A 24,672-nucleotide genomic window follows, 5' to 3' on the forward strand; every position below is an offset into this window, starting at 1 on the left:
GCGGGACCGGCGCACCGGCGAAGCCCGCGCCGGGCGGAGCCGTCGGCGCGCCGCCCGGGTGGCCGGGGTGTCCCTCGTGGTGCTCGGCCGACGACCAGGCCGCCGCCGGACCGTGCCCCGGCTGATGGGGAGGCGGCAGCGGAGCCCCCACTGCGTGCTGCATCCGGTGCCACTCCGTCTCGTACAGTCGCGTTGACGCTGGCGGGACGGGGCTTCGGGCCCCACTCCCTACCGAACGGTACCGTCCCCGGCCGTCCTGTGGTGAACGGCCGGTGCGGGCTCGAAGTGCCCCGCGCCGCAGGGCGCTTCGGGCCGGTGGACGGGCCCGGGCGGGTGCTACTCCCCCACCTCGCCGTAGGCGGCGAGCAGGACGGCCGGGTCGGGGCCCTCCAGGACGGTGGGCCTGGCCAGGCCGTCGAGGACGATGAAGCGCAGCCGGTCGCCGCGGGACTTCTTGTCCACCTTCATGTTCTCCAGCAGCTTGGGCCACTGGTCGTAGCGGTAGGTCAGCGGCAGTCCGACCGACTCCAGCACCGCGCGGTGGCGGTCCGCCGTCGCGTCGTCCAGCCGGCCCGCCAGGCGCCCCAGTTCGGCGGCGAAGTGCATGCCCACCGCGACCGCCGCGCCGTGCCGCCACTTGTAGCGCTCGTTCTTCTCGATCGCGTGGCCGAGGGTGTGCCCGTAGTTGAGGATCTCCCGCAGCCCGGACTCCTTCAGATCGGCGGAGACGACCTCGGCCTTGACCCGGATGGACCGCTCGATCAGCTCGGCGGTGTGCGGGCCCTCCGGGGTGCGGGCGGCCTGCGGGTCCGCCTCGATCAGGTCGAGGATCACCGGGTCGGCGATGAAGCCGGCCTTGATGACCTCCGCGAGCCCGGACACGTAGTCGTTGACGGGCAGGGAGTCCAGCGCGGCCAGGTCGCAGAGGACTCCGGCCGGCGGGTGGAAGGCACCGACCAGGTTCTTGCCCTCGGCGGTGTTGATGCCGGTCTTGCCGCCGACGGCCGCGTCCACCATGGCCAGCACGGTGGTGGGGACGGCGATCCAGCGCACCCCGCGCAGCCAGCTGGCCGCCACGAACCCGGCCAGGTCGGTGGTGGCGCCGCCGCCCACGCCGACGATCACGTCGGTACGGGTGAACCCGGACTGGCCGAGCGCCTTCCAGCAGTAGGCGGCGACCTCGGCGGTCTTGGCCTCCTCCGCGTTCGGCACCTGGATGGCGACCGCCTCGTAGCCCTGCTCGGCGAGGTCGGCCCGGAGCGCGTCGCCGGTCCCGGCGAGCGCCTCGGGGTGGATGACCGCCACCCGCTGGGCCCTGTCCCCGATCAGCCCGCCGAGCTCGCCGAGGAGCTGCCGGCCGACCAGGACCTCGTACGGGTCGGTGCCCGCCGTGCCGCCGACCTGGATCCGGGTGACTTCCTGCTCGGTCATGCGTGCTTCAACTCCAGAGCGTCGAGGACCGCCTGGGCGACCTCTTCGGGGGTGCGGCCGTCGGTCGGCACGACCGCGCGGGCGACTTCGGTGTACAGGTGGCGGCGGGCCTCCATCAGCTCGCGCCACTGCTTGCGCGGGTTGACCGCGAGGAGCGGCCGGGCGGCACCCAGTCCGGTGCGCTTCGCCGCCTCCTCCACGTCCATCGACAGGTACACCACCCGGTGACCGGCCAGCAGCGCGCGTGTGTCGGCGTCCAGGACCGCGCCGCCGCCGAGGGCGAGGACACCGGGGTGCCCGGCCAGCGCGGCGGCCACCGCCCGCTTCTCCAGTACGCGGAAGGCCGCCTCGCCCTCGTCGACGAAGATGTCCGCGACGGCCCGGCCCTGCTCGGCGACGATGTCGTCGTCGGTGTCCCGGTAGGCACAGCCGAGCCGCTCGGCCAGCAGCTGCCCGACGGTGGACTTGCCCACCCCCATCGGACCCACCAGCACGATCGACGGAGCGCTCACCGGATGGCCAGGTGCTCGAGGTAGGACGCCACGTTGCGGCGGGTCTCCACCACGCTGTCGCCGCCGAACTTCTCCGCCACCGCGTCCGCCAGCACCAGCGCCACCATGGCCTCGGCCACGATCCCGGCCGCCGGCACCGCACAGACGTCCGAGCGCTGGTGGTGCGCCTGGGTCTCCTCGCCCGTGGTGACGTCGACCGTGCGCAGTGCGCGCGGCACGGTCGCGATCGGCTTCATCGCCGCGCGTACGCGCAGCAGCTCACCGGTGGTCAGCCCGCCCTCGGTGCCGCCGGAACGGCCCGACGCGCGGCGGATGCCCTCGTCCGTGGCGACGATCTCGTCGTGCGCCTTGGAGCCCGGCACCCGGGCCAGGTCGAAGCCGTCGCCGACCTCGACGCCCTTGATGGCCTGGATGCCCATGAGCGCGGCGGCCAGGCGGGCGTCCAGCCGCCGGTCCCAGTGCACGTGCGAGCCCAGGCCCACCGGCACGCCGTACGCCAGCACCTCGACCACGCCGCCCAGGGTGTCGCCGTCCTTGTGGGCCTGGTCGATCTCCGCGACCATTCGCTTCGACGCGTCGGCGTCCAGGCAGCGCACCGGGTCGGCGTCGAGCCTCTCCACGTCCGTGGGGGTCGGGTACACGCCGTAGGGGGCCTTGGCCGCGGCCAGCTCCACCACGTGGCTGACGACCTCGATGCCGGCCGTCTCCTTCAGGTAGGAGCGCGCGACGGCGCCCAGCGCCACCCGGGCGGCGGTCTCGCGGGCCGAGGCGCGCTCCAGGATCGGGCGGGCCTCGTCGAAGCCGTACTTCTGCATGCCCGCCAGGTCGGCGTGGCCGGGCCGGGGCCGGGTCAGCGGCGCGTTGCGGGCCAGCCCGTCCAGCGTCTCCCGGTCCACCGGGTCGGCCGCCATGACCTGCTCCCACTTCGGCCACTCGGTGTTGCCCACCATGACCGCCACCGGGGAGCCGAGGGTGAGCCCGTGCCGGACCCCGCCCAGGAAGGTGACCTCGTCGCGCTCGAACTTCATGCGGGCGCCGCGTCCGTAGCCGAGCCGGCGCCGGGCCAGGTGGTCCGCCACCATGTCGGTGGTGATCGGCACGCCGGCGGGCAGACCCTCCAGCGTCGCGACGAGTGCGGGACCGTGGGACTCCCCCGCGGTCAGCCAGCGCAACCTGCTCAACGGTGCTCCTCATGCTCGCGCCCGGTACTGCGTATGCCTCGGTGTCCACGCGTCCTCGCGTACGGCAACGGCGAGACCGGGTGCGCGGCCCTGGCCCGCCGGGACCGATCCTTTCACGTCCGCTCACCGGCACCGGCCGGAGGTCCACCAGACGGGACGGTGGTGACCGCTCCGTCCCTCAGAGTCTGTGTCATGTCCCCGGACGGGCGCGCGACGCCTGGCACACAGGCTCTCAGCGCGCCGCGAGCGCGTCCTCGCCCGCCTGCCGCATGGCGCCCAGCGGCGCGGACGCGCACCCCGTCATCTGCTCGACCTGGAGCACTGCCTGGTGCACCAACAGGTCCAGGCCGCCGACGACGGCTCCGCCGTGCGCCGACCAGCGCGCCGCCAGCTCGGTCGGCCACGGTTCGTACAGCACGTCGAAGAGGGTGGCGGGCCGCTCCGGGACCGCGCCCGACAGCGCGTCCGTGGTGCCGGCCGGAGTGGTGGCGATCACCAGGGGCGCGCGCAGCGCCTCGGCGGCGTCCGACCAGTCGGCCGTGCGCACCGCGACACCGAGCCGCTCGCCCCACTGGCGCATCTCGGCGGCGCGCGCCTCGCTGCGGACGTAGGCGACGACCTCGCCGGTGCAGATGCGGGCGAGTGCGGCCAGGGCGGAGGAGGCGGTGGCGCCGGCGCCGAGGATCGCTGCGGACTCCGCCTTCTCGATGCCGTGCTCGCGCAGGGCGGCGACCATCCCGGGGATGTCGGTGTTGTCGCCGGTCCGCCGGCCGTCCTGGTGGAGGACCACGGTGTTGACCGCGTCGACAGAGGCCGCCGTCCCGCTGATCCCGTCGAGCAGCGGGATGACCGCCCGCTTGAGCGGCATGGTCAGCGACAGCCCGGCCCACTCCGGTCCCAGCCGCTCGAGGAAGCCGGGCAGCGCCTCCTCGTCGACGTCGAAACGGTCGTACGTCCAGCCCTGAAGGCCCAGCTCCGCGTAGGCGGCGCGGTGCAGCGCCGGGGAGAGGGAGTGGGCGATCGGCGAGCCGAGAACGGCGGCCCGGCGACCGTCAGTTGCCCGAGCTGGCATTGAACTTGTCCTTCAGCTTCAGGAACTCGTCGTGATTCGTGGCGAACTCGGTCTTGCTCACGCCGTCGGTCGCCACGAAGTAGATCCAGCCGTCGTCCGTGGGGTCCAGCGCCGCGCTGAGGGCCTCTTCACCGGGGTTGCCGATGGGTCCGGGAGGCAGACCCTTGTGGTAGTAGGTGTTGTACACGTCCGAGTTGTTGTTGATCTCGGACTCGCCGACGTGGATGTTGCTCTGGCCCTTCAGGTAGTTGAAGGTCGAGTCGAACTGGAGTTTCTGGTTGGTCTCGGTGTTGTCGGGCTTGAGGCGGTTGTAGACGACCTCCGCCATCTTCCGGAAGTCGTCGTGGGTCTTCCCCTCGGCCTGCACCAGGCTCGCCACGGTGAGCAGCTGCCACGGTCCGTCGAGGCCGAGCTCCTCCGCGTGCTGCTCGAGGCCGATCTTCTCGTACTGGGCGCTGGCCTGCGCCACCATGTCCTTGAGCACGTCCACGGGCTTCTGGCCCTTGGCCACCGGATAGCTCGACGGGTAGAGGAACCCTTCCAGCGGATCCTTGACGTCCTCGTGGTTCATCGCCCAGTCGGGCAGGCCGACATTTTTCCACTGGGCCTTGGCGACCTCGGCCGTGGTGCCCTCGTCCACCTCGAGGCGCTCGTCGATGAGCTCGTAGATGGCGGCGTTGCGCTTGCCCTCGGCGATGACCAGGTTGTTCCGGCTCGTGGGGTCGAGCATCAGGGCGACGGCGTTCGCGGCGGACATCTGCGTCTTGAGGACGTAGACACCGGCCTGGATCTTGTCACCGTCGGGGTTGTTCGCCTGCGCGGTCACGAAGGCGTCGACGCTCTTGACGACGTCGGCCTTCTTCAGCTCCTGGCCGATCGTGTAACCGCTCGCGCCGCCGGCGATGGTGACGCTCACGGTCTTCTCGGTGCCCTCGCCGATGTAGTCGGGTGCCGCGCCGAAACGATTTTGGTAGAACTGGTAGCCGAAGTAACCGACGCCGCCGACACCCCCGCCGAGGACCAGGACGACCACCAGGCAGGCGACGCCGTTGCGGCTCTTCTTCCCGCCCCTGCCCTTCGCTCCCTTGCCGCCCCGGGCCCGGCGGTCGCCGCGCGCGGCCCGCTCGCCCGGGTCCCCGGCCAGGTCGCCGTCCTCGTTCGCGTCGTCGCCGCCGCCCGCGAAGAACGCGTGCTCGCCCTGGTCGGGGCCGGGATCCCAGTCGGCCTCCCCGGATCGCTCCTCGGGCTCGGCGCGACGGCGGGCCGGCGGCTCCGGCGGCGGATAGGCCTCGGGAGAGCCGTAGAAATCGGCCTGGTCGGCGCCGTGCGCCCCGGCCTGGTTGCCGTAGGGGTCCAGGGGGTCGGCGGGGTACGGAATCTGCGGCTGTTCCGGCGCGCCGGGGGACCAGCCGCCCTGGTACTCCTGCTGGCCCTGGTGGGCGTACGGCTCATGCTGCTGCCCGTCGTACTGCTGCGGGTAGGGCTGCTGTCCCTGGGCATAGGCCTCCTGCGGACCCTGGCCCCATTCGCCGTACTGCGGCTGCTGCTGGGGCCGGCCGTCGTAAGAGGGCTGCTGGGCCTGCTGCCCTTCCCACCCGTCGTTCCCGTACAACGGGTCCTCCGGATGCCACGGTTCGGAGCCTTGGCCCCGGCCATACTGAGTCATCGATCCCCTAGAGCCGCGAGACGGCGACCGTCCGGCTCCCTGGTCCGGCGCCCGTTCCGCCTCTCTCTGTGCGGTGGCTGTTCGAAAACCCCGCATCGCGCGGAACGTTACCGTATCGCGATCAGATAACCACTTCGACGCCCTCGCCCGGCGGCTCACCTGACACCCGTTCGGATTCGAGCGCCTGCTGAAGGATGATCACAGCGGCGGCCTGGTCGATGACCGACCTGCCCTTCTTGGACTTCACCCCCGAGGCCCGCAGTCCCTGACTGGCCGTCACGGTCGTCATCCGCTCGTCCACCAGTCTCACCTGAACGGGCGCGATGGCGCGCGCGAGCTCCTGGGCGAAACCGCGGACCTTGGCCGCCGCCGGGCCCTCGCCCCCCTTCAGGGAGCGCGGGAGACCGACGACGACCTCGAGCGGCTCGTACTCCTCCACCAGCTGTCCCAGCCTGCGCCGGGCGGCCGGGACGTCCCGTCCCGGGACCGTCTCGACCGGTGTCGCGAGGATCCCGTCGGGGTCGCACGAGGCGACCCCGATCCGGGCGTCCCCGACGTCGATCGCGAGCCGACGTCCTCTGCGCATGCTCGCTGTCCCTACTTGGCGGTCTCGGCGACCAGCCGCTCGACGGCCTGCACGGCCTCGCCGACCGCGTCCGGGTTCTGGCCGCCGCCCTGGGCGACGTCCGGCTTGCCGCCACCGCCGCCGCCGAGGGTCTTGGCGGCGGTGCGGACCAGGTCGCCGGCCTTGAGGCCGCGGTCGCGGGCGGCGTCGTTGGTGGCGATGACCGTGAGCGGCTTGCCGTTGTTCACGGTGAACAGGGCGACCACGGCGGCCCGGCCGCCCTGGATGCGGCCGCGCACGTCGAGGACGAGCTTGCGCAGGTCGTCGGGGGCGGTGCCGTCCGGTACCTGCCCGGTGACCAGCGCGACGCCCTGAACGTCCTTGGCGGACTCGACCAGCCCCGCGGCGGCCTGCAGCACCTTCTCGGCGCGGAACTTCTCGATCTCCTTCTCGGCGTCCTTCAGCTTGCCGAGCATGGCGGAGACCTTCTCCGGGAGCTCTTCCGGACGGCCCTTGACCAGCTCCTGGAGCTGGGCGACGACCGTGTGCTCCCGGGCGAGGAAGTGGTACGCGTCGACGCCGACCAGGGCCTCGATACGGCGCACACCGGAGCCGATGGACGACTCGCCGAGCAGCTTCACCAGGCCGAGCTGGGCGGTGTTGTGCACGTGGGTGCCGCCGCACAGCTCCTTGGAGAAGTCGCCGATGGTGACCACGCGGACGCGGTCGCCGTACTTCTCGCCGAACTCGGCGATGGCGCCCTGCTTCTTCGCCTCGTCGATGCCCATGACCTCGGCGTGCACGTCCAGCTCGTGGGCGAGCACCTCGTTGATCTTCTGCTCGACGTCCGTCATCACGGCCGTGGGCACGGCGGACGGGGAGCCGAAGTCGAAGCGGAACCGGCCGGGCTGGTTCTCGGAGCCGGCCTGGGCGGCCGTCGGGCCGAGAGCGTCGCGCAGCGCCTGGTGGGTGAGGTGGGTGGCCGAGTGGGCGCGGGCGATGGCCCGGCGGCGGCGCACGTCGATCATGGCCTCGGCGCGGGCGCCCACGGTGACCTCGCCGACCTGGACGACGCCCTTGTGGACGTAGACGCCCGGGACCGGCTTCTGCGTGTCGCGGATCTCCACGACGGCGCCGGTGTCGGTCCTGATGCGGCCCGTGTCGCCGATCTGGCCGCCGCCCTCGGCGTAGAACGGGGTGCGGTCCAGGACGATCTCGACCTCGTCGCCCTCGGTGGCGGCCGGGGAGGAGACGCCGTCGACGAGGATGCCGACCACGGAGGACTCGCCCTCGGTGTCGGTGTACCCGATGAAGTCGGTGGCGCCGGCGGTGTCGGCGATCTCACGGTAGGCGCCGAGGTCGGCGTGGCCGGTCTTCTTGGCGCGGGCGTCGGCCTTGGCGCGCTCCCGCTGTTCCTTCATCAGCCGGCGGAAGCCGTCCTCGTCCACGGAGAGGCCCTGTTCGGCGGCCATCTCCAGGGTGAGGTCGATCGGGAAGCCCCAGGTGTCGTGGAGCAGGAACGCCTTGTCACCGGCGAGGACGGTGCCGCCGGCGGCCTTGGTGTCCGTGACGGCGGTGTCGAGGATGTTGGTGCCGGCCTTCAGCGTCTTGAGGAAGGCGGCCTCCTCGGCGAGGGCGACCTTCTCGATCCGCTCGCGGTCGGTGATCAGTTCCGGGTACTGCTGCCCCATCATCTCGATGACGGTGTCGACGAGGTCCTTGACGACCGGGCCGGTGGCGCCGAGCAGGCGCATGTTGCGGATGGCGCGGCGCATGATGCGGCGCAGTACGTAGCCGCGGCCCTCGTTGCCCGGGGTGACGCCGTCGCCGATGAGCATGACGGAGGTGCGCATGTGGTCGGTGACCACGCGCAGGGAGACGTCGGAGTCCTGGGCGGCGCCGTACTCGACGCCGGTCAGCTCGGTGGCCTTCTTGATGACGGCCATCGAGGTGTCGATCTCGTACAGGTTCCGCACGTCCTGCAGCACCATGGCGAGGCGCTCCAGGCCGAGGCCCGTGTCGATGTTCTTGCTCGGCAGGTCGCCGAGGATCTCGAAGTCCTCCTTCGAGGTGCCCTCGCCGCGCTCGTACTGCATGAAGACCAGGTTCCAGATCTCCACGTAGCGCTCGTCGTTGACGGCCGGGCCGCCCTCGACGCCGAACTCGGGGCCGCGGTCGTAGTTGATCTCCGAGCACGGGCCGCAGGGGCCGGGGACGCCCATGGACCAGAAGTTGTCCTTCTTGCCCAGCCGCTGGATGCGCTCGGCCGGTACGCCGATCTTGTCGCGCCAGATGGTCTCGGCCTCGTCGTCGTCGAGGTAGACCGTGATCCACAGACGCTCGGGGTCGAGCCCGTACCCGCCCTTGTCCTGGGGCGAGGTGAGCAGCTCCCAGGCGTAGGTGATGGCGCCTTCCTTGAAGTAGTCGCCGAAGGAGAAGTTGCCGCACATCTGGAAGAACGTGCCGTGGCGCGTGGTCTTGCCGACCTCTTCGATGTCGGGCGTGCGCACGCACTTCTGCACGCTGGTGGCGCGCGAGTAAGGCGGCTTGACCTCACCGAGGAAGTACGGCTTGAAGGGCACCATGCCTGCGGGGACCAGGAGCAGAGTCGGGTCGTCCGCGATGAGCGACGCCGAAGGGACGACGGTGTGCCCGCGCTCCTCGAAGAAGCTCAGCCAGCGGCGGCGGATCTCGGCCGACTCCATCAGTGGTCCTCATTCCGGTTGTACGAGTTCGTGTGGTGCGTCGAGCGCTGTGTCGAGCCCTCGACGTACTTGGTGTTGCTGCGGTTCTCGATGGCGGCGTAGCGCTCGGGCGCGGGCAATGCGTCGCGGTCGACCGGCGCGTGCAGGCCGAGCGCGTCGCCCAGTTCCTCCTCGCGCTGCGCCATCCCGTCGCGGACGTCCAGCGCGAAGCCCACCGCGCGGTCCTTGAGGCGGTGACCGGTCTCGAGTGCCTTGTTGGCCGCGGCCGCGGCGAGCGTCTCGGGGGTCAGCTGCTTCAGCTTGCGGTTGACCTTGGTGGTGGCCCACACACCGGCTGCGACGCCCGTGGTGAACCAGAACGTACGACGGAACATCGCTGGGTCAGTCCTTCTTCCCCCGGGCGTCGCGCCGTGCCCGGCGCGCGGACGGGACGGTACGGCCGACGATCACGGTCCGCCGGGGTGCCCTGCCCGGCCTGTCCGGCGTCTCCTCCTTGCGGCCGCCGATGGCACGGCGCACGCCGTAGCCGAAGGCCGCGACCTTCACCAGCGGGCCGCCGAAGGTGGAGGCGACGGTGGTGGAGAGCGCCGAGGCGTTGGAGGTGACCTCCTGGACGTCGGAGGCGATCGCGTCGACCCGGTCGATCTGCGTCTGCGCGGAGCGGACCGCGGAGGAGGCGTCGGCGAGCAGCGGGACCGCCTGATCGGTCACGTCCGCGACGAGCTTGGTGGTCGCCCTGAGCGTCTGGGCCAGCCTCGCCAGTGCGACGGCGAGGAAGGAGACCAGGATCGCCCAGAACACGGCCACCAGGATCCCGGCCACCTCTCCACCGGACACTGCGCACCCGCTCCCTGGCACTTGCCTGAACATCGAAAAGTCGTGCTCCCGAGCCTATCGCGCCGGGGATGTCACCTCGTACCGCATTAACGCCTCGCCGCGGAACGCGGAAAGCCCGCCGCCCCGCCCGCCTCGAAGAGGGCGGGGGAACGACGGGCTGACGCGCGAGGGGACTACGTCCGCCGAAGCAGGATCAACGGGCGTAGTACTCGACGACGAGCTGCTCGTCGCAGATCACCGGGATCTCCTTGCGGTTCGGCTCACGGTCCAGGCGGAACGCCAGGGCCTTGAGGTTCACCTGGAGGTAGCGCGGGGTCTCGCCGTCCGCGGCGAAGCCACCCTCGCGGGCGACCTCGAACAGCGGCTTCTGGCGGCTGCGCTCACGGACCATGACGACGTCGTCCGGCTTGACACGGAAGGACGGCTTGTCGACCTTCTGGCCGTTGACCTCGATGTGGCCGTGGACGACCATCTGGCGGGCCTGGTAGATCGTGCGGGCGATGCCCGACCGCAGGACCAGGGCGTCGAGGCGGCGCTCGAGCTCGATGACCAGGGCCTCACCGGTCTTGCCCTGCGTCTTGGCGGCACGCTCGTAGGCGCGGACGAGCTGGCGCTCGGAGACGTCGTACTGCGCGCGCAGACGCTGCTTCTCGAGCAGACGGACCTTGTAGTCCGAGTTCTGCTTGCGGCCGCGGCCGTGCTCGCCCGGCGGGTAGGGGCGGGCCTCGAAGTACTTGACGGCCTTCGGGGTCAGCGCGATGCCGAGGGCACGCGACTTCTTGACCTTGGGGCGGGACTGGTTCGCCACTGTTTCTCTTCTCTTAAGTGTTCGGCTCGTCAGGGTTTGAGGGAGGTCGCATCCGCAGCCGGGGAATCCCGCCCCGGACCGGTCGGGTCCGAGATGGGTAGCCGCTCCCCTGGTCTGGGCACATATGTGCAGCACGCGAGTGGCCCACCGACCTCTCCCGGAGCTCCGGATGGTGGTGGGCTGCCCGCGACACCTTCGACGGTGCGCGACGCTCCTGGATCCCGCTGGGGGCTCCGGCCGGGTGTCCCGCTCTGACAGCGCGGGACTCGGCACTCCGGGCGAGTTTACAGGGTGCTCAGGACCGCTTGCGACCGAGGTGCTTCCTCGTCCACTCCACCGCGTCCGCGTAGCGCGCCTCGGCGCCGTGCCGGGTCGGCGTGTAGTACGTACGGTCCTTGAGCTCGTCCGGGGCGTACTGCTGGGCGGCGATGCCCTCGGGCAGGTCGTGCGGGTACACGTACCCCTGCGCGTGGCCGAGCTTGGCCGCGCCCTTGTAGTGGCCGTCACGCAGGTGCGTGGGCACGGGGCCGGCGAAGCCCTTGCGGACGTCCTCCATGGCGGCGCCGATGGCGGTGGTCGCCGCGTTGGACTTGGGGGCGAGGGCGAGCGCGATGGTGGCGTGGCTGAGGGTGAGGGCGGCCTCGGGGAAGCCGATCATGGCGACGGCCTGGGCGGCGGCGACCGCGACGGGCAGCGCGTTCGGGTCGGCGAGGCCGATGTCCTCGCTGGCTGAGATCATCAGCCGCCGGGCGATGAACCGGGGGTCCTCGCCCGCCTCGATCATGCGGGCCAGGTAGTGCAGGGCAGCGTCGACGTCGGAGCCGCGGATCGACTTGATCAGGGCGCTCGCCACGTCGTAGTGCTGGTCGCCGGAGCGGTCGTACTTCACCGCGGCCCGGTCGACGGTCTCCTCCAGGGTCTGGAGGCTGATCTCCGTCTCGCTCTTGTCGAGGGCGGCTCCGGCCGCGGCCTCCAGGGCGGTCAGCGCGCGGCGGGCGTCACCGCCGGCGATGCGCAGCAGGTGGTTCTCCGTCTCCTCGGGGAGGGTGACGGAGCCCTTGAGGCCGCGCTCGTCGGCGAGGGCCCGGCGGAGCAGTCCGCGCAGGTCGTCGTCGGTGAGAGGTTCGAGGGTGAGGAGGAGGGAGCGGGAGAGGAGGGGCGAGATCACGGAGAAGTACGGGTTCTCGGTCGTCGCCGCGATCAGGGTGACCCAGCGGTTCTCGACCGCGGGGAGCAGGGAGTCCTGCTGCGCCTTGCTGAAGCGGTGGATCTCGTCGAGGAAGAGGACGGTCTCGGTGCCGTAGCCGCCGGTGGCGCGGCGGGCGCCGTCGATGACCGCGCGGACCTCCTTGACGCCCGCGGTGATCGCGGAGAGCTCCACGAAGCGCTTGTTGGTGGCCTTGGAGACGACGTACGCGAGGGTCGTCTTGCCGGTGCCGGGCGGGCCCCACAGGATCACCGAGGACGGTCCGGCCGGTCCCCCGCCGGACTCGCCGACGAGCCGTCGCAGGGGTGAACCGGGCTTGAGCAGGTGCTGCTGGCCCACGACCTCGTCGAGGGTGCGCGGGCGCATCCGGACCGCCAGGGGGCTGCTGGACGGTTCCTTCTCCTGGCGGTCTTCGGCGGCGGCGGTGAACAGGTCGGGCTCCACGGTGAAACCCTAAATCACCGCACCGACAGCGCGGCGGGCGCCGTCGGTCCGTCCGTCAGCTGGTCCGTCGACCCGTCCGTCAGCTGGTCCAGAAGTCCCACCAGCGGGTCAGGATCAGCATGCCGATGACGCCGATGTGCACCACCGGCAGGACCCAGGTGAACTCGCCGAAGAAGCCCCGCAGCCAGCTGGGGGCGGGCAGGAAGCCCTTGCGGACGTTGAGCGACGTCACGTACCAGAACATGACGATGGTGGCGACCCAGGCCAGGCAGCACCACAGGCACAGCGAGTTGATCCGGTACAGGGACTGGAACTGCAGCCAGGTGACGAAGCCGACACCGAAGAGCGTGCCGGCGTTGAAGGTGAGCCAGTACCAGCGCGGGAAGGAGCCGCGGGCGAGCAGGCTCATGCCGACGCCGATGACGATGGCGTACGCGACGAGACCGAGCATCGGGTTCGGGAAGCCGAAGACCGAGGCCTGGTCGCTCTTCATGATGTTGCCGCAGGAGACGACCGGGTTGAGGCTGCACGCGGGCTGGAAGCTCGGGTCCTCGAGCAGTTTGAACTTGTCGATCGTGATGATCCAGGAGGCCAGCAGCCCGGCCGCGCCGGTGATCAGCAGCATGATCGCGAAAGCGCGCCCCGTGCCCACCGCACGCGGGGTGTCCGCGGATCCCCGCTCCCGTTCGACGGGAACGTCTCTCACTGTCGTCTTGGTCATCAGTCGTGTCCGTAGCGTCGTCGAGGAAACCGTCCAACACGGTCATTCTGCCGTACACAGTCGTCCGTCCACCGTCGGTTGGACGTAAGGAAGGACGTTCGGCGGGCGCCGGAGGGACCAAGGGGCCCCGGGCCGCCTCGCGGCGGTCCGGGGCCCCGGGCCGGTCGTGCGGCCGGTCACGGACGGCCGAGCAGCGACTCCAGCTCCGCCACGATCTCGTTCACGCCGATCGCCCGCTGCTCGCCGGACTCCATGTCCTTGAGCTGGACGACGCCCTCGGCGAGGTCGCGCTCACCCGCGACGATCGTGAAGCGCGCACCGCTGCGGTTGGCGTTCTTCATGGCGCCCTTGAGGCCCTTGCCGCCGTACGCGAAGTCCGTCGCGACGCCCACCTTGCGCAACTCGGTGACCTTGGCGAACAGCACCCGACGGGCCTCCTCGCCGAGCGGCACCGCGAAGACGCTGGTGGTCGCGGGCAGGGCGAGCTCGACGCCCTCCGCCTCCAGGGCGAGGACCGTGCGGTCCACGCCGAGGGCCCAGCCCACGGACGGCAGCGCGGGGCCGCCGATCATCTCCGAGAGGCCGTCGTAACGGCCGCCGCCGCCCACCGCGGACTGGGAGCCGAGGCCGTCGTGGACGAACTCGAAGGTCGTACGGGTGTAGTAGTCGAGACCGCGGACCAGCTTGGGGTCGTCCTCGAAGGCCACGCCCGCGGCCGTGATCAGCTCGCGGACCTCCTCGTGGTACGCCTTGCAGGCGTCGCACAGGTGGTCGCGCAGCAGCGGGGCGTCCGCGAGCTGCTTCTGCACCTCGGGGCGCTTGTCGTCGAGGACGCGCAGCGGGTTGATGTCGGCGCGGCGCAGCGTCTCCTCGTCCAGGTCCAGGCCGCGCAGGAACTCCTGGAGGGCGGCGCGGTAGACCGGGCGGCACTCCTTGTCGCCGAGGCTGTTCAGGAGGACGCGGAAGTTCCTGAGGCCCAGCGAGCGGTACGCCTGGTCGGCCAGGATGATCAGCTCGGCGTCCAGGGCCGGGTCCTCGGCGCCGATCGCCTCGGCGCCGACCTGCGAGAAGTGGCGGTAACGGCCCTTCTGGGGGCGCTCGTAGCGGTAGTACGAGCCCGAGTACCAGAGCTTGACCGGGAGGTTGCCCGCCTTGTGCAGGTTGCCCTCCAGGGCGGCGCGCAGTACGGAGGCGGTGCCCTCGGGGCGCAGGGCCAGCCTGTCGCCGCCCTTGGTCTCGAAGGCGTACATCTCCTTGGTCACGATGTCGGTGGACTCACCGACGCCGCGTGCGAACAGCTCGACGTTCTCGAAGCCGGGCGTCTCGATGTAGCCGTACCCGGAGGCGCGCAGCGGAGCGGCGATCGCCTCGCGGACGGCGAGGTACCGGGCGCTGTCCGGCGGCAGCAGGTCGTACGTGCCCTTGGGGGCCTTGAAGGTGCTCACGAAAGGTCTCTCGTCACATTCCTCGTCGGGGAGCGGACCCGGGGTCCGCGCCGCGATCCTGACGGCCGGCGGCCACCTGCCGCAGATACGGGTTGGTGGCGCGCTCCTGGCCGATGGTCGTCTGGGCGCCGTGGCCGGACAGCACCACGGTCGAGTCGTCGAGCGGCAGGCACACGCGGGCCAGCGAGTCGAGCATCTCGGCCATGTCGCCGCCGGGCAGGTCGGTGCGTCCGATGGAGCCGGCGAAGAGCAGATCGCCCGAGAAGAACACGGAGGGGACGTCCGCCGCCTCGGGCATCTGGAAGGTCACCGACCCCTTGGTATGGCCCGGTGCGTGCGCCACGGAGAAGTCCAGGCCCGCGAGCGAGAGCCGGGACCCGTCGGTCAGCTCCTTCACGTCGTCGGGCTCCCCCACCGTCAGCTCACCCATCAGCGGCATCCCGATCGAGCGGCCGATCCCCTTCTCGGGGTCGCTCATCATGTACCGGTCCGCGGGGTGGATCCAGGCCGGCACGTCGTGCGCGCCGCACACCGGGACGACCGAGGCCACGTGGTCGATGTGGCCGTGGGTGAGGACGACGGCGACGGGCTTGAGCCGATGCTTCTCCAGTGCCTCCTCGACGCCCTGCGCGGCCTGGTGGCCCGGGTCGATGATCACGCACTCCTCACCGGCGGCGGGGGCGACCAGGTAACAGTTGGTCCCCCAGGCCCCGGCGGGGAACCCGGCAATGAGCACGATCGTCCTTCTTGTGTCGTACGAGGGTGGCTTCGTGGCAGGCCGTGGAGCGGCCTGCCACGAAGCCGAAGCCTACCGGCGCTGCCGTTTCCTCAGCGAACCCATATACGGTACGGGGCACACGCACGCGGTCGGCGCTCAGGAGACGCCCGCGTACCGGTCGACGTACACGACGCATGAGGAGAGAACCCGGTGGTCAGCCAGGAACAGCGGCGGCGTCAGCTCGCCCGGGAGAAGTTTCTGCGGCAGCAGCAGCGGCGCACGTCGGCGCGGCGCAAGGCCCGCGTCCGCAACTCCGTGATCGCCTCGGTCCTCGGCGTGATCCTCATCGGCAGTGTGGCGCTGTACACGACCGATGCACTGAAGGGCGACGACAGCAAGGAGAACGCGAGCTCGGAGGTGACGCCGAGCGCGTCGGCCAGCGCGGCGGCGGAGGACCCGTGCGAGAAGCCCGCCGGGGGCGAGGTGAAGAAGCTCAGCTACGACAAGGAGCCGGAGCTCACCGTCGACAAGTCCGCGACGTACACGATGGATCTGCAGACGACCTGCGGTGACATCTCCATAGCGATGGACGCGTCGAAGGCCCCGCACACGGTGAACTCGTTCGACTTCCTGGTCGGCAAGGGTTACCTCGACCACACCAAGTGCCACCGGCTCACCACCGCCGGCATCTACGTGCTGCAGTGCGGCGACCCGGAGGGGACCGGCATGGGTGGCCCCGGTTACACGATCCCGGACGAGAACCTGAAGGACGAGCGGCTGAAGGGCGACACCTACCCGGCGGGCACGGTGGCCATGGCCAACCAGTACAACGCCCAGACCGACGAGGGCCGCGACTCCGGCGGCAGCCAGTTCTTCCTCGTCTACCAGGACAGTCAGCTCCCGGCCAACTACACACCGTTCGGGACGATTTCCGATTCGGGCATGGAGGTCCTGAAGAAGATCGCCGATGCGGGCGAGAACTCCGGCATGGGGGACGGCGCCCCGAACGCGACCGTCGTGATCGACAAGGCGACGGTCGCCAAATCCTGACCGCCAACTGCGGAATTTCGGTCGCGCGGGATGCGGACAGCCGCCCCGCCGGTCGCCTATGTTGGCCGTGACGAAACTGTGGACGATGCCCGGGGATGCAGCAATCCCCCGCAGGCATCATGTGGAGGAGGCGCTGTGAGCAGCGACCCGTGGGGCCGCGTCGACGAGACGGGGACCGTGTACGTGCGTACGGCCGACGGCGAGCAGGTCGTCGGTTCCTGGCAGGCCGGCTCTCCCGAGGAGGCGCTGGCCTACTTCGAGCGCAAGTACGAGGGCCTAGTGGTCGAGATCGGCCTCCTCGAACGACGGGTGCGGACCACCGACCTGTCGGCCAAGGACGCCCAGGCCGCGATCGGTCATCTGCGGGAGCAGATCGACGCGCACCACGCGGTGGGCGACCTGGACGCGCTGCGCACCCGGCTGGACAAGCTCGTCGCGACGGTCGAGACGCGCCGCGAGGAGCGCAAGGTTCAGCGGGCGAAGCAGTCCGACGAGGCGCGGCATGCCAAGGAGGCGCTGGTCGCCGAGGCGGAGGAGCTGGCCGCGTCCGAGCAGTGGCGGTCGGCCGGTGAGCGGCTGCGGGCGCTGGTGGACACCTGGAAGGGGCTGCCGCGGCTGGACCGCAAGTCGGACGACGAGCTGTGGCACCGCTTCTCGCACGCCCGTTCGGCGTTCTCCAAGCGGCGCAAGGCGCACTTCGCGCAGCTGGACGCGCAGCGCGAGGACGCCCGGAAGATCAAGGAGCGGCTGGTCTCCGAGGCTGAGGCGCTGTCGGGCTCGACCGACTGGGGGCCGACCGCGGCCCGCTACCGCGAGCTGATGACCGAGTGGAAGGCGGCGGGCCGCGCCCAGCGCGAGCACGAGGACGAGCTGTGGAACCGCTTCCGCGGCGCCCAGGACGTGTTCTTCGCCGCCCGCGGTGCCGTGTTCGCCGAGCGCGACGCCGAGCAGTCCGAGAACCTCAAGCTCAAGGAGGAGCTGGCCGAGGAGGCGGAGCGGCTGCTGCCGATCACGGACCTGAAGGCGGCACGCGCCGCGTTCCGCTCCATCAACGAGCGCTGGGAGTCCATCGGCCACGTGCCGCGGGACGCCCGCCCGAAGGTGGAGGGCCGGATGCACGCGGTCGAGCGCGCCATGCAGGATTCCGAGGAAGCGGAGTGGCGCCGGACCAACCCGGAGGCCCGCGCCCGGGCCGAGGGGCTCACGGGCCAGCTGCAGGCGGCCGTCGACAAGCTGCGCGGCCAGATCGACGCGGCCCGTGCCGCCGGCAACGACGCCCGGGCCGACAAGCTCCAGCAGGAGCTGGACGGCCGTCAGGCACTGCTGGACCAGGCGCTGAAGGGTCTGCAGGAGTTCGGCGGCTGACGACGCCGACGACACGCACGAGGGAGGTTCCGGGCTCGCCCGGGACCTCCCTCGGCCGTTGGCGCAGGAGGGGGCCGGACCGTCAGTACTGCCGCCGCGCCGACGTCACCCGGTACACGTCGTACACGCCCTCCACGCCCCGTACGGCCTTCAGGACGTGCCCGAGGTGCTTCGGGTCGCCCATCTCGAAGGTGAAGCGGGAGGTGGCGACGCGGTCGCGGGAGGTCTGGACCGCCGCCGAGAGGATGTTGACGTGCTGGTCGGACAGGACGCGGGTGACGTCCGAGAGGAGGCGGGAGCGGTCCAGGGCCTCGACCTGGATGGCGACCAGGAAGACCGAGGACTGGGTGGGGGCCCACTCGACCTCGAGGATGCGCTCCGGCTCCCGGGACAGCGAGTCCACGTTGACGCAGTCGTTGCGGTGCACCGAGACACCGCTGCCGCGGGTCACGAAGCCGATGATGGGGTCGCCGGGGACGGGGGTGCAACAGCGGGCGAGCTTGACCCAGACGTCCTCGACGCCCTTGACCACGACACCCGGGTCGTTGTTGCTGCGGCGCTTGCGGCTGCGCCCGCGGGTGGACGGGACGGCCTCGTCGATCTCCTCGCTGGCCGCCTCCTCCCCGCCGAGGGCCTGCACCAGCTTCTGCACCACGCCCTGGGCCGCGACATGGCCCTCACCGATCGCCGCGTACAGGGCGGAGATGTCGGGATAGCGCATCTCGTGCGCGAGGGTGACCAGCGAGTCACCGGTGAGGATGCGCTGGATCGGCAGGTTCTGTTTGCGCATCGCGCGGACGATGGCGTCCTTGCCCTGCTCGATCGCCTCGTCGCGGCGCTCCTTGGAGAACCAGGCGCGGATCTTGTTGCGGGCCCGCGGTGACTTGACGAAGCCGAGCCAGTCGCGGGACGGGCCCGCGCCGGTCGCCTTGGAGGTGAACACCTCCACCAGGTCGCCGTTGTCCAGGGTGGACTCCAGCGGCACCAGGCGGCCGTTGACACGTGCGCCTATGGTGCGGTGGCCGACCTCGGTGTGCACGGCGTACGCGAAGTCGACCGGGGTGGCGCCCGCGGGCAGCGCTATGACGTCGCCCTTGGGCGTGAAGACGAAGACCTCGTTGCGGGAGAGGTCGAAGCGCAGGGACTCCAGGAACTCGCTGGGGTCCTCGGTCTCCTTCTGCCAGTCCAGCAGCTGCCGCAGCCACGCCATGTCGTTGATGGCGTCCTTGTCCTTGCCGACGGCCTTGGGCACGTCGGTCCGGACCTTGGAGGCGCCCGCGACGGCCTCCTGCTTGTACTTCCAGTGCGCGGCGATGCCGTACTCGGCGCGGCGGTGCATGTCGAACGTACGGATCTGGAGTTCGACCGGCTTGCCGCTGGGCCCGATGACCGTCGTGTGCAGCGACTGGTACATGTTGAACTTGGGCATCGCGATGTAGTCCTTGAACCGGCCCGGGACCGGGTTCCAGCGCGCGTGCACCGTGCCGAGCGCCGCGTAGCAGTCGCGGACCGTGTCCACCAGGACGCGGATGCCCACCAGGTCGTAGATCTCCGCGAAGTCACGGCCGCGGACGATCATCTTCTGGTAGACGCTGTAGTAGTGCTTCGGGCGGCCGGTGACGGTCGCCTTGATACGGGCCGCGCGCAGGTCGGACTGGACCTCGTCGGTCACCACGGCCAGGTACTCGTCGCGCTTGGGGGCGCGCTCGGCGACCAGGCGGACGATTTCGTCGTACATCTTGGGGTAGAGGATCGCGAAGGCAAGGTCCTCCAGCTCCCACTTGATGGTGTTCATGCCCAGCCGGTGGGCGAGCGGCGCGTAGATCTCCAGGGTCTCGCGCGCCTTCTTCTCCTGCTTCTCGCGCTTGAGGTAGCGCATGGTGCGCATGTTGTGCAGGCGGTCGGCGAGCTTGATGACCAGGACGCGCGGGTCCTTGGCCATGGCGACGACCATCTTGCGCACGGTCTCGGCCTGCGCGGCCTCGCCGAACTTGACCTTGTCCAGCTTGGTGACGCCGTCGACGAGCAGCGCGACCACGTCGCCGAAGTCACGGCGGAGCTGCTCAAGGCCGTACTCGGTGTCCTCGACCGTGTCGTGCAGCAGGCCCGCCATCAGGGTCGCCGGGTCCATGCCGAGCTCGGCGAGGATCGTGGTGACCGCGAGCGGGTGGGTGATGTACGGGTCGCCGCTCTTGCGCTTCTGGCCGCGGTGCCAGCGCTCGGCGACCTGGTAGGCCTTCTCGATCTGGCGGAGCGTGGCCGTCTCGATCTTCGGGTCGTTGCTGCGCACGATCCGCAGCAGCGGCTCCAGGACCGGGTTGTACGGGTTGGAGCGCTGGACGCCGAGGCGGGCCAGGCGGGCGCGGACGCGGCTGGAGGAGCCGCCCGAGCGTTCCGGCCGCCCCTGGGTCGGGCGCGCGGGTGCGGCCGTCACGCGCTCGGGCGAGGAGGGCTTGGGCCGCGGCTGCTCGGCGGCCTTGCCGGGGGTGGAACGGGCACGCTCGCCCGGACCCTGCGCGGCGTTTCCCGTACCCGGCGCGGGCGGGGCCGCGGATGCCGGCGTCTGCTCCGGCTTGGCGGCGGTCAGTGGCTGGGCCTCGTCTGCCAAGAGAGCTCCTCGTGCGCGATCCGGGTCCCCCGGTCAGGCTCCGGAGACCCCATGGTAGCGATCCCGGGCCTCTGGCCTCTCCTCGGACCGGTGGGACGGCCTTGTACTGGAGGAACACCTGAGGCGGGCCCCGGATTCCTCCGGGGCCCGCCTCCGTGGTGCCGCGCGTACGTGACGCGGGACGCTCAGACCTGCAGCAGCGCGTCCAGCGGAGCGCCCTCGAGGGCCGGTTCCAGACGGGCCCGGCCCCCCAGGAAGCCCAGCTCCATGAGGACGGCGACACCCGCGACCCGGGCACCCGCCCGGCGGATGAGCTGGAGGGAGGCCTCCGCGGTGCCGCCCGTGGCGAGGACGTCGTCGATGACCATGACCCGGTCGCCCGTGGCCAGGTCCTCGGCGTGCACCTCGATCTCCGCGGAGCCGTACTCCAGGTCGTACCGCTGGCTGAGGGTCGCTCCGGGGAGCTTGCCCGCCTTGCGTACGGGGATGAAGCCGACGCCGGCCCGGACGGCGGCCGGTGCGCCGAGGATGAAGCCGCGGGCCTCCAGGCCGACGATCTTCGTGGCGCCGTTGCGGACGACCAGCTCGGCCAGGGTGCCGGTGAGCGCGGTGAACGCTTCCGGATCGGCCAGCAGCGGCGTGATGTCCTTGAACATCACCCCCGGCTCCGGGTAGTCCGCGACATCGCGGATGCGGCTGAGCAGGAGTTCTTGGATGTCGGTCATCGACGCTTTCCGGAGGGTCGGCCGCGGCCCCGGTTGCGGGGCGCGGGCTGGTGGCGCGGGCCGACGACGGCGGCGGCTTCCTCGGGCTCGTCACCGTACGGCTCGTCGGCGGTCCCGTCGCCGTCCGTCGCGTCCCGGTCGGGGCCCTGCGCCCGCTTGGCGAGCACGCGCTTCTTGAGGGCCTTCATCTGCGGCTCGCGCTCCTTGAGGTCGGCGACGAGCGGCGTGGCGATGAAGATCGAGGAGTACGCGCCGGCGGCGAGACCCACGAACAGCGACAGCGAGATGTCGTTCAGCATGCCGGCGCCCAGGACACCGCCGCCGATGAAGAGCAGGCCGGCGACCGGCAGCAGCGCCACCACCGTGGTGTTGATGGAGCGGACCAGGGTGCCGTTGATCGAGCGGTTGGCGATCTCGCTGTACGTCCAGCGGGTCTGCTTGGTGATGTCCTTCGTCTGCTCCTTGAGGCTGTCGAAGACGACGACCGTGTCGTAGAGCGAGTAACCGAGGATGGTCAGCAGACCGATCACCGTGCCCGGTGTCACCTCGAAGCCGACGAGGGCGTAGATGCCGACCGTGATGGTGATGTCGTGGATGAGGGCGATGAACGCGGCGAGCGCCATCCGCCACTCGAAGGCGATCGCCAGGTAGATCACCACGAGGACCAGGAAGATCGCAAGGCCCTGCCAGGCCTTGTTGGCGATCTGTTCGCCCCAGCTGGGTCCGACGAGGTCGGCGTTGATCTCGTCCGCGTCGACCTTCAGGTCCTGCGCGAGCTGCTGCTTGATCTCGTCGGACTTGGCGGTGTCCACGCCGGAGACCTGGATGCGCATCCCGCCGGAGCCGAGCTCCTGCACGATGGCGTCGTGGCCTGCGGCGTCCTCCGCGTACGTCTCCGCCTGGGAGGCCGAGACGCTGGTCTCCGGGGTGGTGAAGACCGCGCCGCCCTGGAACTCGATGCCCATGTTCAGGCCGCGGACGCCCAGGCCCACGATGGCCAGGATGGTGATCAGTATGGAGACGCCGTACCAGATGAAGCGGTGGGCGACGAAGTCGTAACCGACCTCGCCGCGGTGGAGCCGGGCGCCGAGGTTGCCGAGCTTCGACATCTCACGCCTCCTTGGGGTCGACGGTGACGGCGGGACGGCGGGTGCGGCGCAGCGGCGGCCGGGCACCGAGCCGCTTCGGGTCCAGGCCGGACCACTTGTGGCCGCCTCCGAAGAACTTGGTGCGCGCCATGAGCGTCAGCAGCGGCTTGGTGAAGAAGAAGACGACCACCACGTCGAGCAGGGTGGTCAGGCCCAGCGTGAACGCGAAGCCCTGCACCTTGCCGACGCTGACCACGAAGAGCACCGCGGCGGCGAGGAACGACACGAAGTCGGAGACCAGGATGGTGCGCCGGGCGCGCGGCCAGCCCCGCTCGACGGCGGGACGCAGCGAGCGGCCCTCGCGGACCTCGTCCCGGACCCGTTCGAAGTACACGATGAACGAGTCCGCGGTGATGCCGATGGCGACGATGGCACCGCAGACGGCCGGCAGGTTCAGCGCGAAGCCGATCGCCGGGCCGAGCAGCGACATGATCACGTAGGTCAGGGCCGCGGAGATCAGCAGTGAGGCGATGGCGATGAACGACAGGCCGCGGTAGTAGATCAGCAGGTAGAGCACGACCAGGGCGACACCGATGGCGCCGGCGATCAGACCGGCCTCCAGCTGCTCGCCGCCGAGCGCGGCGGTCACCGTGGTGACGCTCGACTCCTTGAAGGAGAGCGGGAGCGCGCCGTACGACAGCATGTTGGCGAGGCCCTGGGCCTCTTCCTGGGTGAAGCTGCCGGAGATCTCCGCGTTGCCGCCGGTGATCGACTGGTTGACGTACGGGTCGGAGACGACCTCGTTGTCGAGGACGATCGCGAACTGGTTCTGCGGGGACTGGTTCTGGGCGAGCTTGCCGGTGGTGGCGGCGAACTTGTCGGCACCCTTGGACGTGAAGTCCATGGTGACCTTCCAGCCCGCGGCGCCCTGCGTGTCGAACAGGGCCTCGGCGTCGTCGACGTCCGTGCCGTCGACCTCGGCCGGGCCGAGGATGTACTTCTGCCACTGGCCCTGCGCGTTCTGGCCGCAGGCGAGGGTCGAGTCGGTGGGCTTGGCGCCGCTGCCCGCCTCGGAGCGCTGGTCGGCCACGGTGCAGTCGAGCGCGAGGTACTGCTCCTGGAGCTGCGCGGCCGCCTGGTCGGAGCCGGTGTCGGCGCCCTCGGAGGCGGAGGCGTCGGCGCTCGCGGAGGCATCGGCGCTCGCGGAGGCCGAGTCGCTCGGGGTGGGGTCGGCCTTGAGGGCCTCGGTGACCGCACGGCCCTGCGTGGTGGTGCTCGCCGACGGGGTCGCGTCGCCGGAGGGGGACGAGCTCGCTTGCTCGTCCGAGGCCGACTCGTCGGGGGAGGCCGACGCGCTCGGGGAGGCGTCACCGCTGGGGCTGGTGCTCGGGGCGGCCGACGCGTCGGTGCCGGAGACCTCGGTGGCCAGCACCGGGCGGAAGTAGAGCTTGGCGGTGGTGCCGACCTGTTCCCGGGCCTGCTCGGAGTCGGTGCCCTTGGGAACGTTGACGATGATGTTGCGATCGCCCTGGGTCTGTACCTCGGCCTCCTGGACACCCAGACCGTTGACCCGGCGCTCCATGATCTCGACCGCGGTGTCCATGTTGGTCGGGTTGATCGCGTTCGCCTGGCCGGGCTCGGTGACCGCCGTCAGCGTGATGCTCGTACCGCCGGCGAGGTCGATGCCGAGACGCGGGGTGGTGTGTCCCGAGGCGAACATCGCCCCGGTGAGCGCCACGATGGCGATCAACATGAGCACCAGGACGCGACCTGGTCTGCTCTGGGCGCTCGCGCTCCGGCCCTTCTTGGGTGCTGCCACCTTCTCGTGTCTCCCTCTCGGGCCGCCCGGTGCCGGAAGGACCCGCGGGCGGCCGTGCCATGGTGTCGGGACTCCGTGCGGTAACGGCAGGTCCCGGGTGAAGCGGGACGCGAACAGGTCGCGCCGCGCTCCCGGGGCGTGCCTACTTCGCGTCGGTCTCGCCGTCGGTCTTCCTCGGCTCCGCCTGCTCGGCCTTCGGCGCGCTGTCCGGCACGGCGTCCGTCACGGCTTCCTCGCCGGCCGTGTCCTTCTTGCCGAGGTCGAGGGGCTTGTCGGCGGGGGCGTCGGCGGCGGGCTCGTCGATCCCGGTGAGGGAGGAGGCGTCGTCCGGGACCAGGGTGCCGTCGGACTGCAGGTCGTGCTCGATGCCGTGCACGATGCGGTTGTACTCGTCGTCGTCGAGGACGCTGCCGATGGCGTTCTTCGCGAAGATCAGCTCGACGCCGGGGCCGGCGTCGAGGAGGACCGTGTCCTCGTTGACCTCCTTGACCGTGGCGTACATGCCCCCGATCGTGCGGACGCCGGAACCGGGCTGCATCGAGTTCCGCATGTCGACGGCCTGCTGCTGCTTCTTCTTGGCCGACCGGGTCATCAGGAACATGGCCCCGATGAGCACGACGAACGGGAGGAGGGTCATGAGACTCACGGGTCGGAACTTCCTTCACACGACCGCGGTGGTGAAGCGGCCTGATGGTTGGGGATGTG

Annotated in this window: 22 protein-coding genes; 2 read left to right on the top strand and 20 right to left on the bottom strand. The window is 70.8% G+C overall.

All coding sequences use genetic code 11. The annotated features are described in order from the left end of the window. The 15 genes from UW392_RS27265 to UW392_RS27335 form a co-directional block, all read right to left on the bottom strand. The coding region (locus UW392_RS27265) for a Pro-rich N-terminal domain-containing protein (RefSeq protein ID WP_320777826.1) at nucleotides 1–163 on the bottom strand (163 nt) is incomplete at its 3' end. A gap of 173 nt (nucleotides 164–336) precedes the next feature. Continuing rightward, the gene (gene aroB, locus UW392_RS27270; protein WP_320777774.1) at nucleotides 337–1,431 is read right to left on the bottom strand and encodes a 3-dehydroquinate synthase; all 1,095 of its coding nucleotides are present in this window, start codon (nucleotides 1,429–1,431) and stop codon (nucleotides 337–339) included. Beyond that, entirely contained in the window at nucleotides 1,428–1,943 is a 516-nt protein-coding gene (locus UW392_RS27275; protein WP_320777775.1) for a shikimate kinase, read from the bottom strand. Before UW392_RS27275 ends, aroB begins: the two co-directional genes overlap by 4 nt. Continuing rightward, nucleotides 1,940–3,124, bottom strand: coding sequence for a chorismate synthase (gene aroC / locus UW392_RS27280; protein ID WP_320777776.1), 1,185 nt, complete (start codon nucleotides 3,122–3,124; stop codon nucleotides 1,940–1,942). The genes UW392_RS27275 and aroC overlap by 4 nt, the downstream gene beginning before the upstream one ends. Before the next feature lie 232 nt (nucleotides 3,125–3,356). Further along, entirely contained in the window at nucleotides 3,357–4,196 is an 840-nt protein-coding gene (locus UW392_RS27285; RefSeq protein WP_320777777.1) for a shikimate dehydrogenase, read from the bottom strand. After that, nucleotides 4,177–5,862, bottom strand: a complete 1,686-nt coding sequence (mltG, locus tag UW392_RS27290) for an endolytic transglycosylase MltG (RefSeq protein ID WP_320777778.1) — start codon at nucleotides 5,860–5,862, stop codon at nucleotides 4,177–4,179. Before mltG ends, UW392_RS27285 begins: the two co-directional genes overlap by 20 nt. A gap of 121 nt (nucleotides 5,863–5,983) precedes the next feature. Continuing rightward, entirely contained in the window at nucleotides 5,984–6,448 is a 465-nt protein-coding gene (ruvX, locus tag UW392_RS27295) for a Holliday junction resolvase RuvX (protein ID WP_320777779.1), read from the bottom strand. An 11-nt stretch (nucleotides 6,449–6,459) separates the two neighbouring features. After that, nucleotides 6,460–9,132, bottom strand: a complete 2,673-nt coding sequence (alaS, locus tag UW392_RS27300) for an alanine--tRNA ligase (protein WP_320777780.1) — start codon at nucleotides 9,130–9,132, stop codon at nucleotides 6,460–6,462. Then, entirely contained in the window at nucleotides 9,132–9,506 is a 375-nt protein-coding gene (locus UW392_RS27305; protein ID WP_320777781.1) for a hypothetical protein, read from the bottom strand. Before UW392_RS27305 ends, alaS begins: the two co-directional genes overlap by 1 nt. A 7-nt stretch (nucleotides 9,507–9,513) precedes the next feature. Further along, entirely contained in the window at nucleotides 9,514–9,969 is a 456-nt protein-coding gene (locus UW392_RS27310; protein WP_320777782.1) for a DUF948 domain-containing protein, read from the bottom strand. A gap of 193 nt (nucleotides 9,970–10,162) precedes the next feature. Next, nucleotides 10,163–10,777 (bottom strand): 30S ribosomal protein S4, encoded by a 615-nt coding sequence (gene rpsD, locus UW392_RS27315; RefSeq protein WP_030681098.1) that lies wholly within the window; start codon nucleotides 10,775–10,777, stop codon nucleotides 10,163–10,165. 295 nt (nucleotides 10,778–11,072) lie between these two features. Beyond that, the gene (locus tag UW392_RS27320; protein ID WP_320777783.1) at nucleotides 11,073–12,428 is read right to left on the bottom strand and encodes a replication-associated recombination protein A; all 1,356 of its coding nucleotides are present in this window, start codon (nucleotides 12,426–12,428) and stop codon (nucleotides 11,073–11,075) included. A gap of 79 nt (nucleotides 12,429–12,507) precedes the next feature. Next, a complete protein-coding gene (locus UW392_RS27325) occupies nucleotides 12,508–13,149 on the bottom strand; it encodes a vitamin K epoxide reductase family protein (RefSeq protein ID WP_320777784.1) in 642 nt (213 codons plus the stop codon). A gap of 176 nt (nucleotides 13,150–13,325) precedes the next feature. Continuing rightward, complete coding sequence (gene hisS, locus UW392_RS27330) at nucleotides 13,326–14,594, bottom strand: histidine--tRNA ligase (protein ID WP_320777785.1); 1,269 nt, start codon at nucleotides 14,592–14,594, stop codon at nucleotides 13,326–13,328. A gap of 13 nt (nucleotides 14,595–14,607) precedes the next feature. Next, the gene (locus UW392_RS27335; protein ID WP_320777786.1) at nucleotides 14,608–15,330 is read right to left on the bottom strand and encodes an MBL fold metallo-hydrolase; all 723 of its coding nucleotides are present in this window, start codon (nucleotides 15,328–15,330) and stop codon (nucleotides 14,608–14,610) included. A gap of 192 nt (nucleotides 15,331–15,522) precedes the next feature. Here UW392_RS27335 and UW392_RS27340 point away from each other — a divergent pair, with 192 nt between their 5' ends. Continuing rightward, nucleotides 15,523–16,362 carry a peptidylprolyl isomerase gene (locus tag UW392_RS27340; protein ID WP_320777787.1) on the top strand — a complete coding sequence of 280 codons (840 nt, stop codon included), beginning with the start codon at nucleotides 15,523–15,525 and terminating at the stop codon, nucleotides 16,360–16,362. A 135-nt stretch (nucleotides 16,363–16,497) separates the two neighbouring features. Beyond that, entirely contained in the window at nucleotides 16,498–17,727 is a 1,230-nt protein-coding gene (locus UW392_RS27345) for a DUF349 domain-containing protein (protein WP_320777788.1), read from the top strand. Between the two features lie 82 nt (nucleotides 17,728–17,809). On the opposite strand, the gene UW392_RS27350 is transcribed toward UW392_RS27345, so the two are convergent. The 5 genes from UW392_RS27350 to yajC all read right to left on the bottom strand — a co-directional run bounded on the left by UW392_RS27350 (nucleotide 17,810) and on the right by yajC (nucleotide 24,613). Next, on the bottom strand, nucleotides 17,810–20,335 hold the full coding sequence (locus UW392_RS27350; protein WP_320777789.1) for a RelA/SpoT family protein: 2,526 nt from the start codon (nucleotides 20,333–20,335) through the stop codon (nucleotides 17,810–17,812). A 185-nt stretch (nucleotides 20,336–20,520) separates the two neighbouring features. Continuing rightward, nucleotides 20,521–21,060, bottom strand: coding sequence for an adenine phosphoribosyltransferase (locus tag UW392_RS27355; protein ID WP_320777790.1), 540 nt, complete (start codon nucleotides 21,058–21,060; stop codon nucleotides 20,521–20,523). Continuing rightward, complete coding sequence (secF, locus tag UW392_RS27360) at nucleotides 21,057–22,169, bottom strand: protein translocase subunit SecF (protein ID WP_320777791.1); 1,113 nt, start codon at nucleotides 22,167–22,169, stop codon at nucleotides 21,057–21,059. The genes UW392_RS27355 and secF overlap by 4 nt, the downstream gene beginning before the upstream one ends. Nucleotide 22,170: 1 nt before the next feature. Beyond that, nucleotides 22,171–23,967 (bottom strand): protein translocase subunit SecD, encoded by a 1,797-nt coding sequence (secD, locus tag UW392_RS27365; protein WP_320777792.1) that lies wholly within the window; start codon nucleotides 23,965–23,967, stop codon nucleotides 22,171–22,173. 142 nt (nucleotides 23,968–24,109) lie between these two features. Next, nucleotides 24,110–24,613: a preprotein translocase subunit YajC gene (yajC, locus tag UW392_RS27370; RefSeq protein WP_320777793.1), complete on the bottom strand. Its 504-nt coding sequence runs from the start codon at nucleotides 24,611–24,613 to the stop codon at nucleotides 24,110–24,112. Nucleotides 24,614–24,672 lie beyond the last annotated feature (59 nt).

It is taken from the genome of Streptomyces sp. CRN 30 (genome assembly GCF_034105845.1).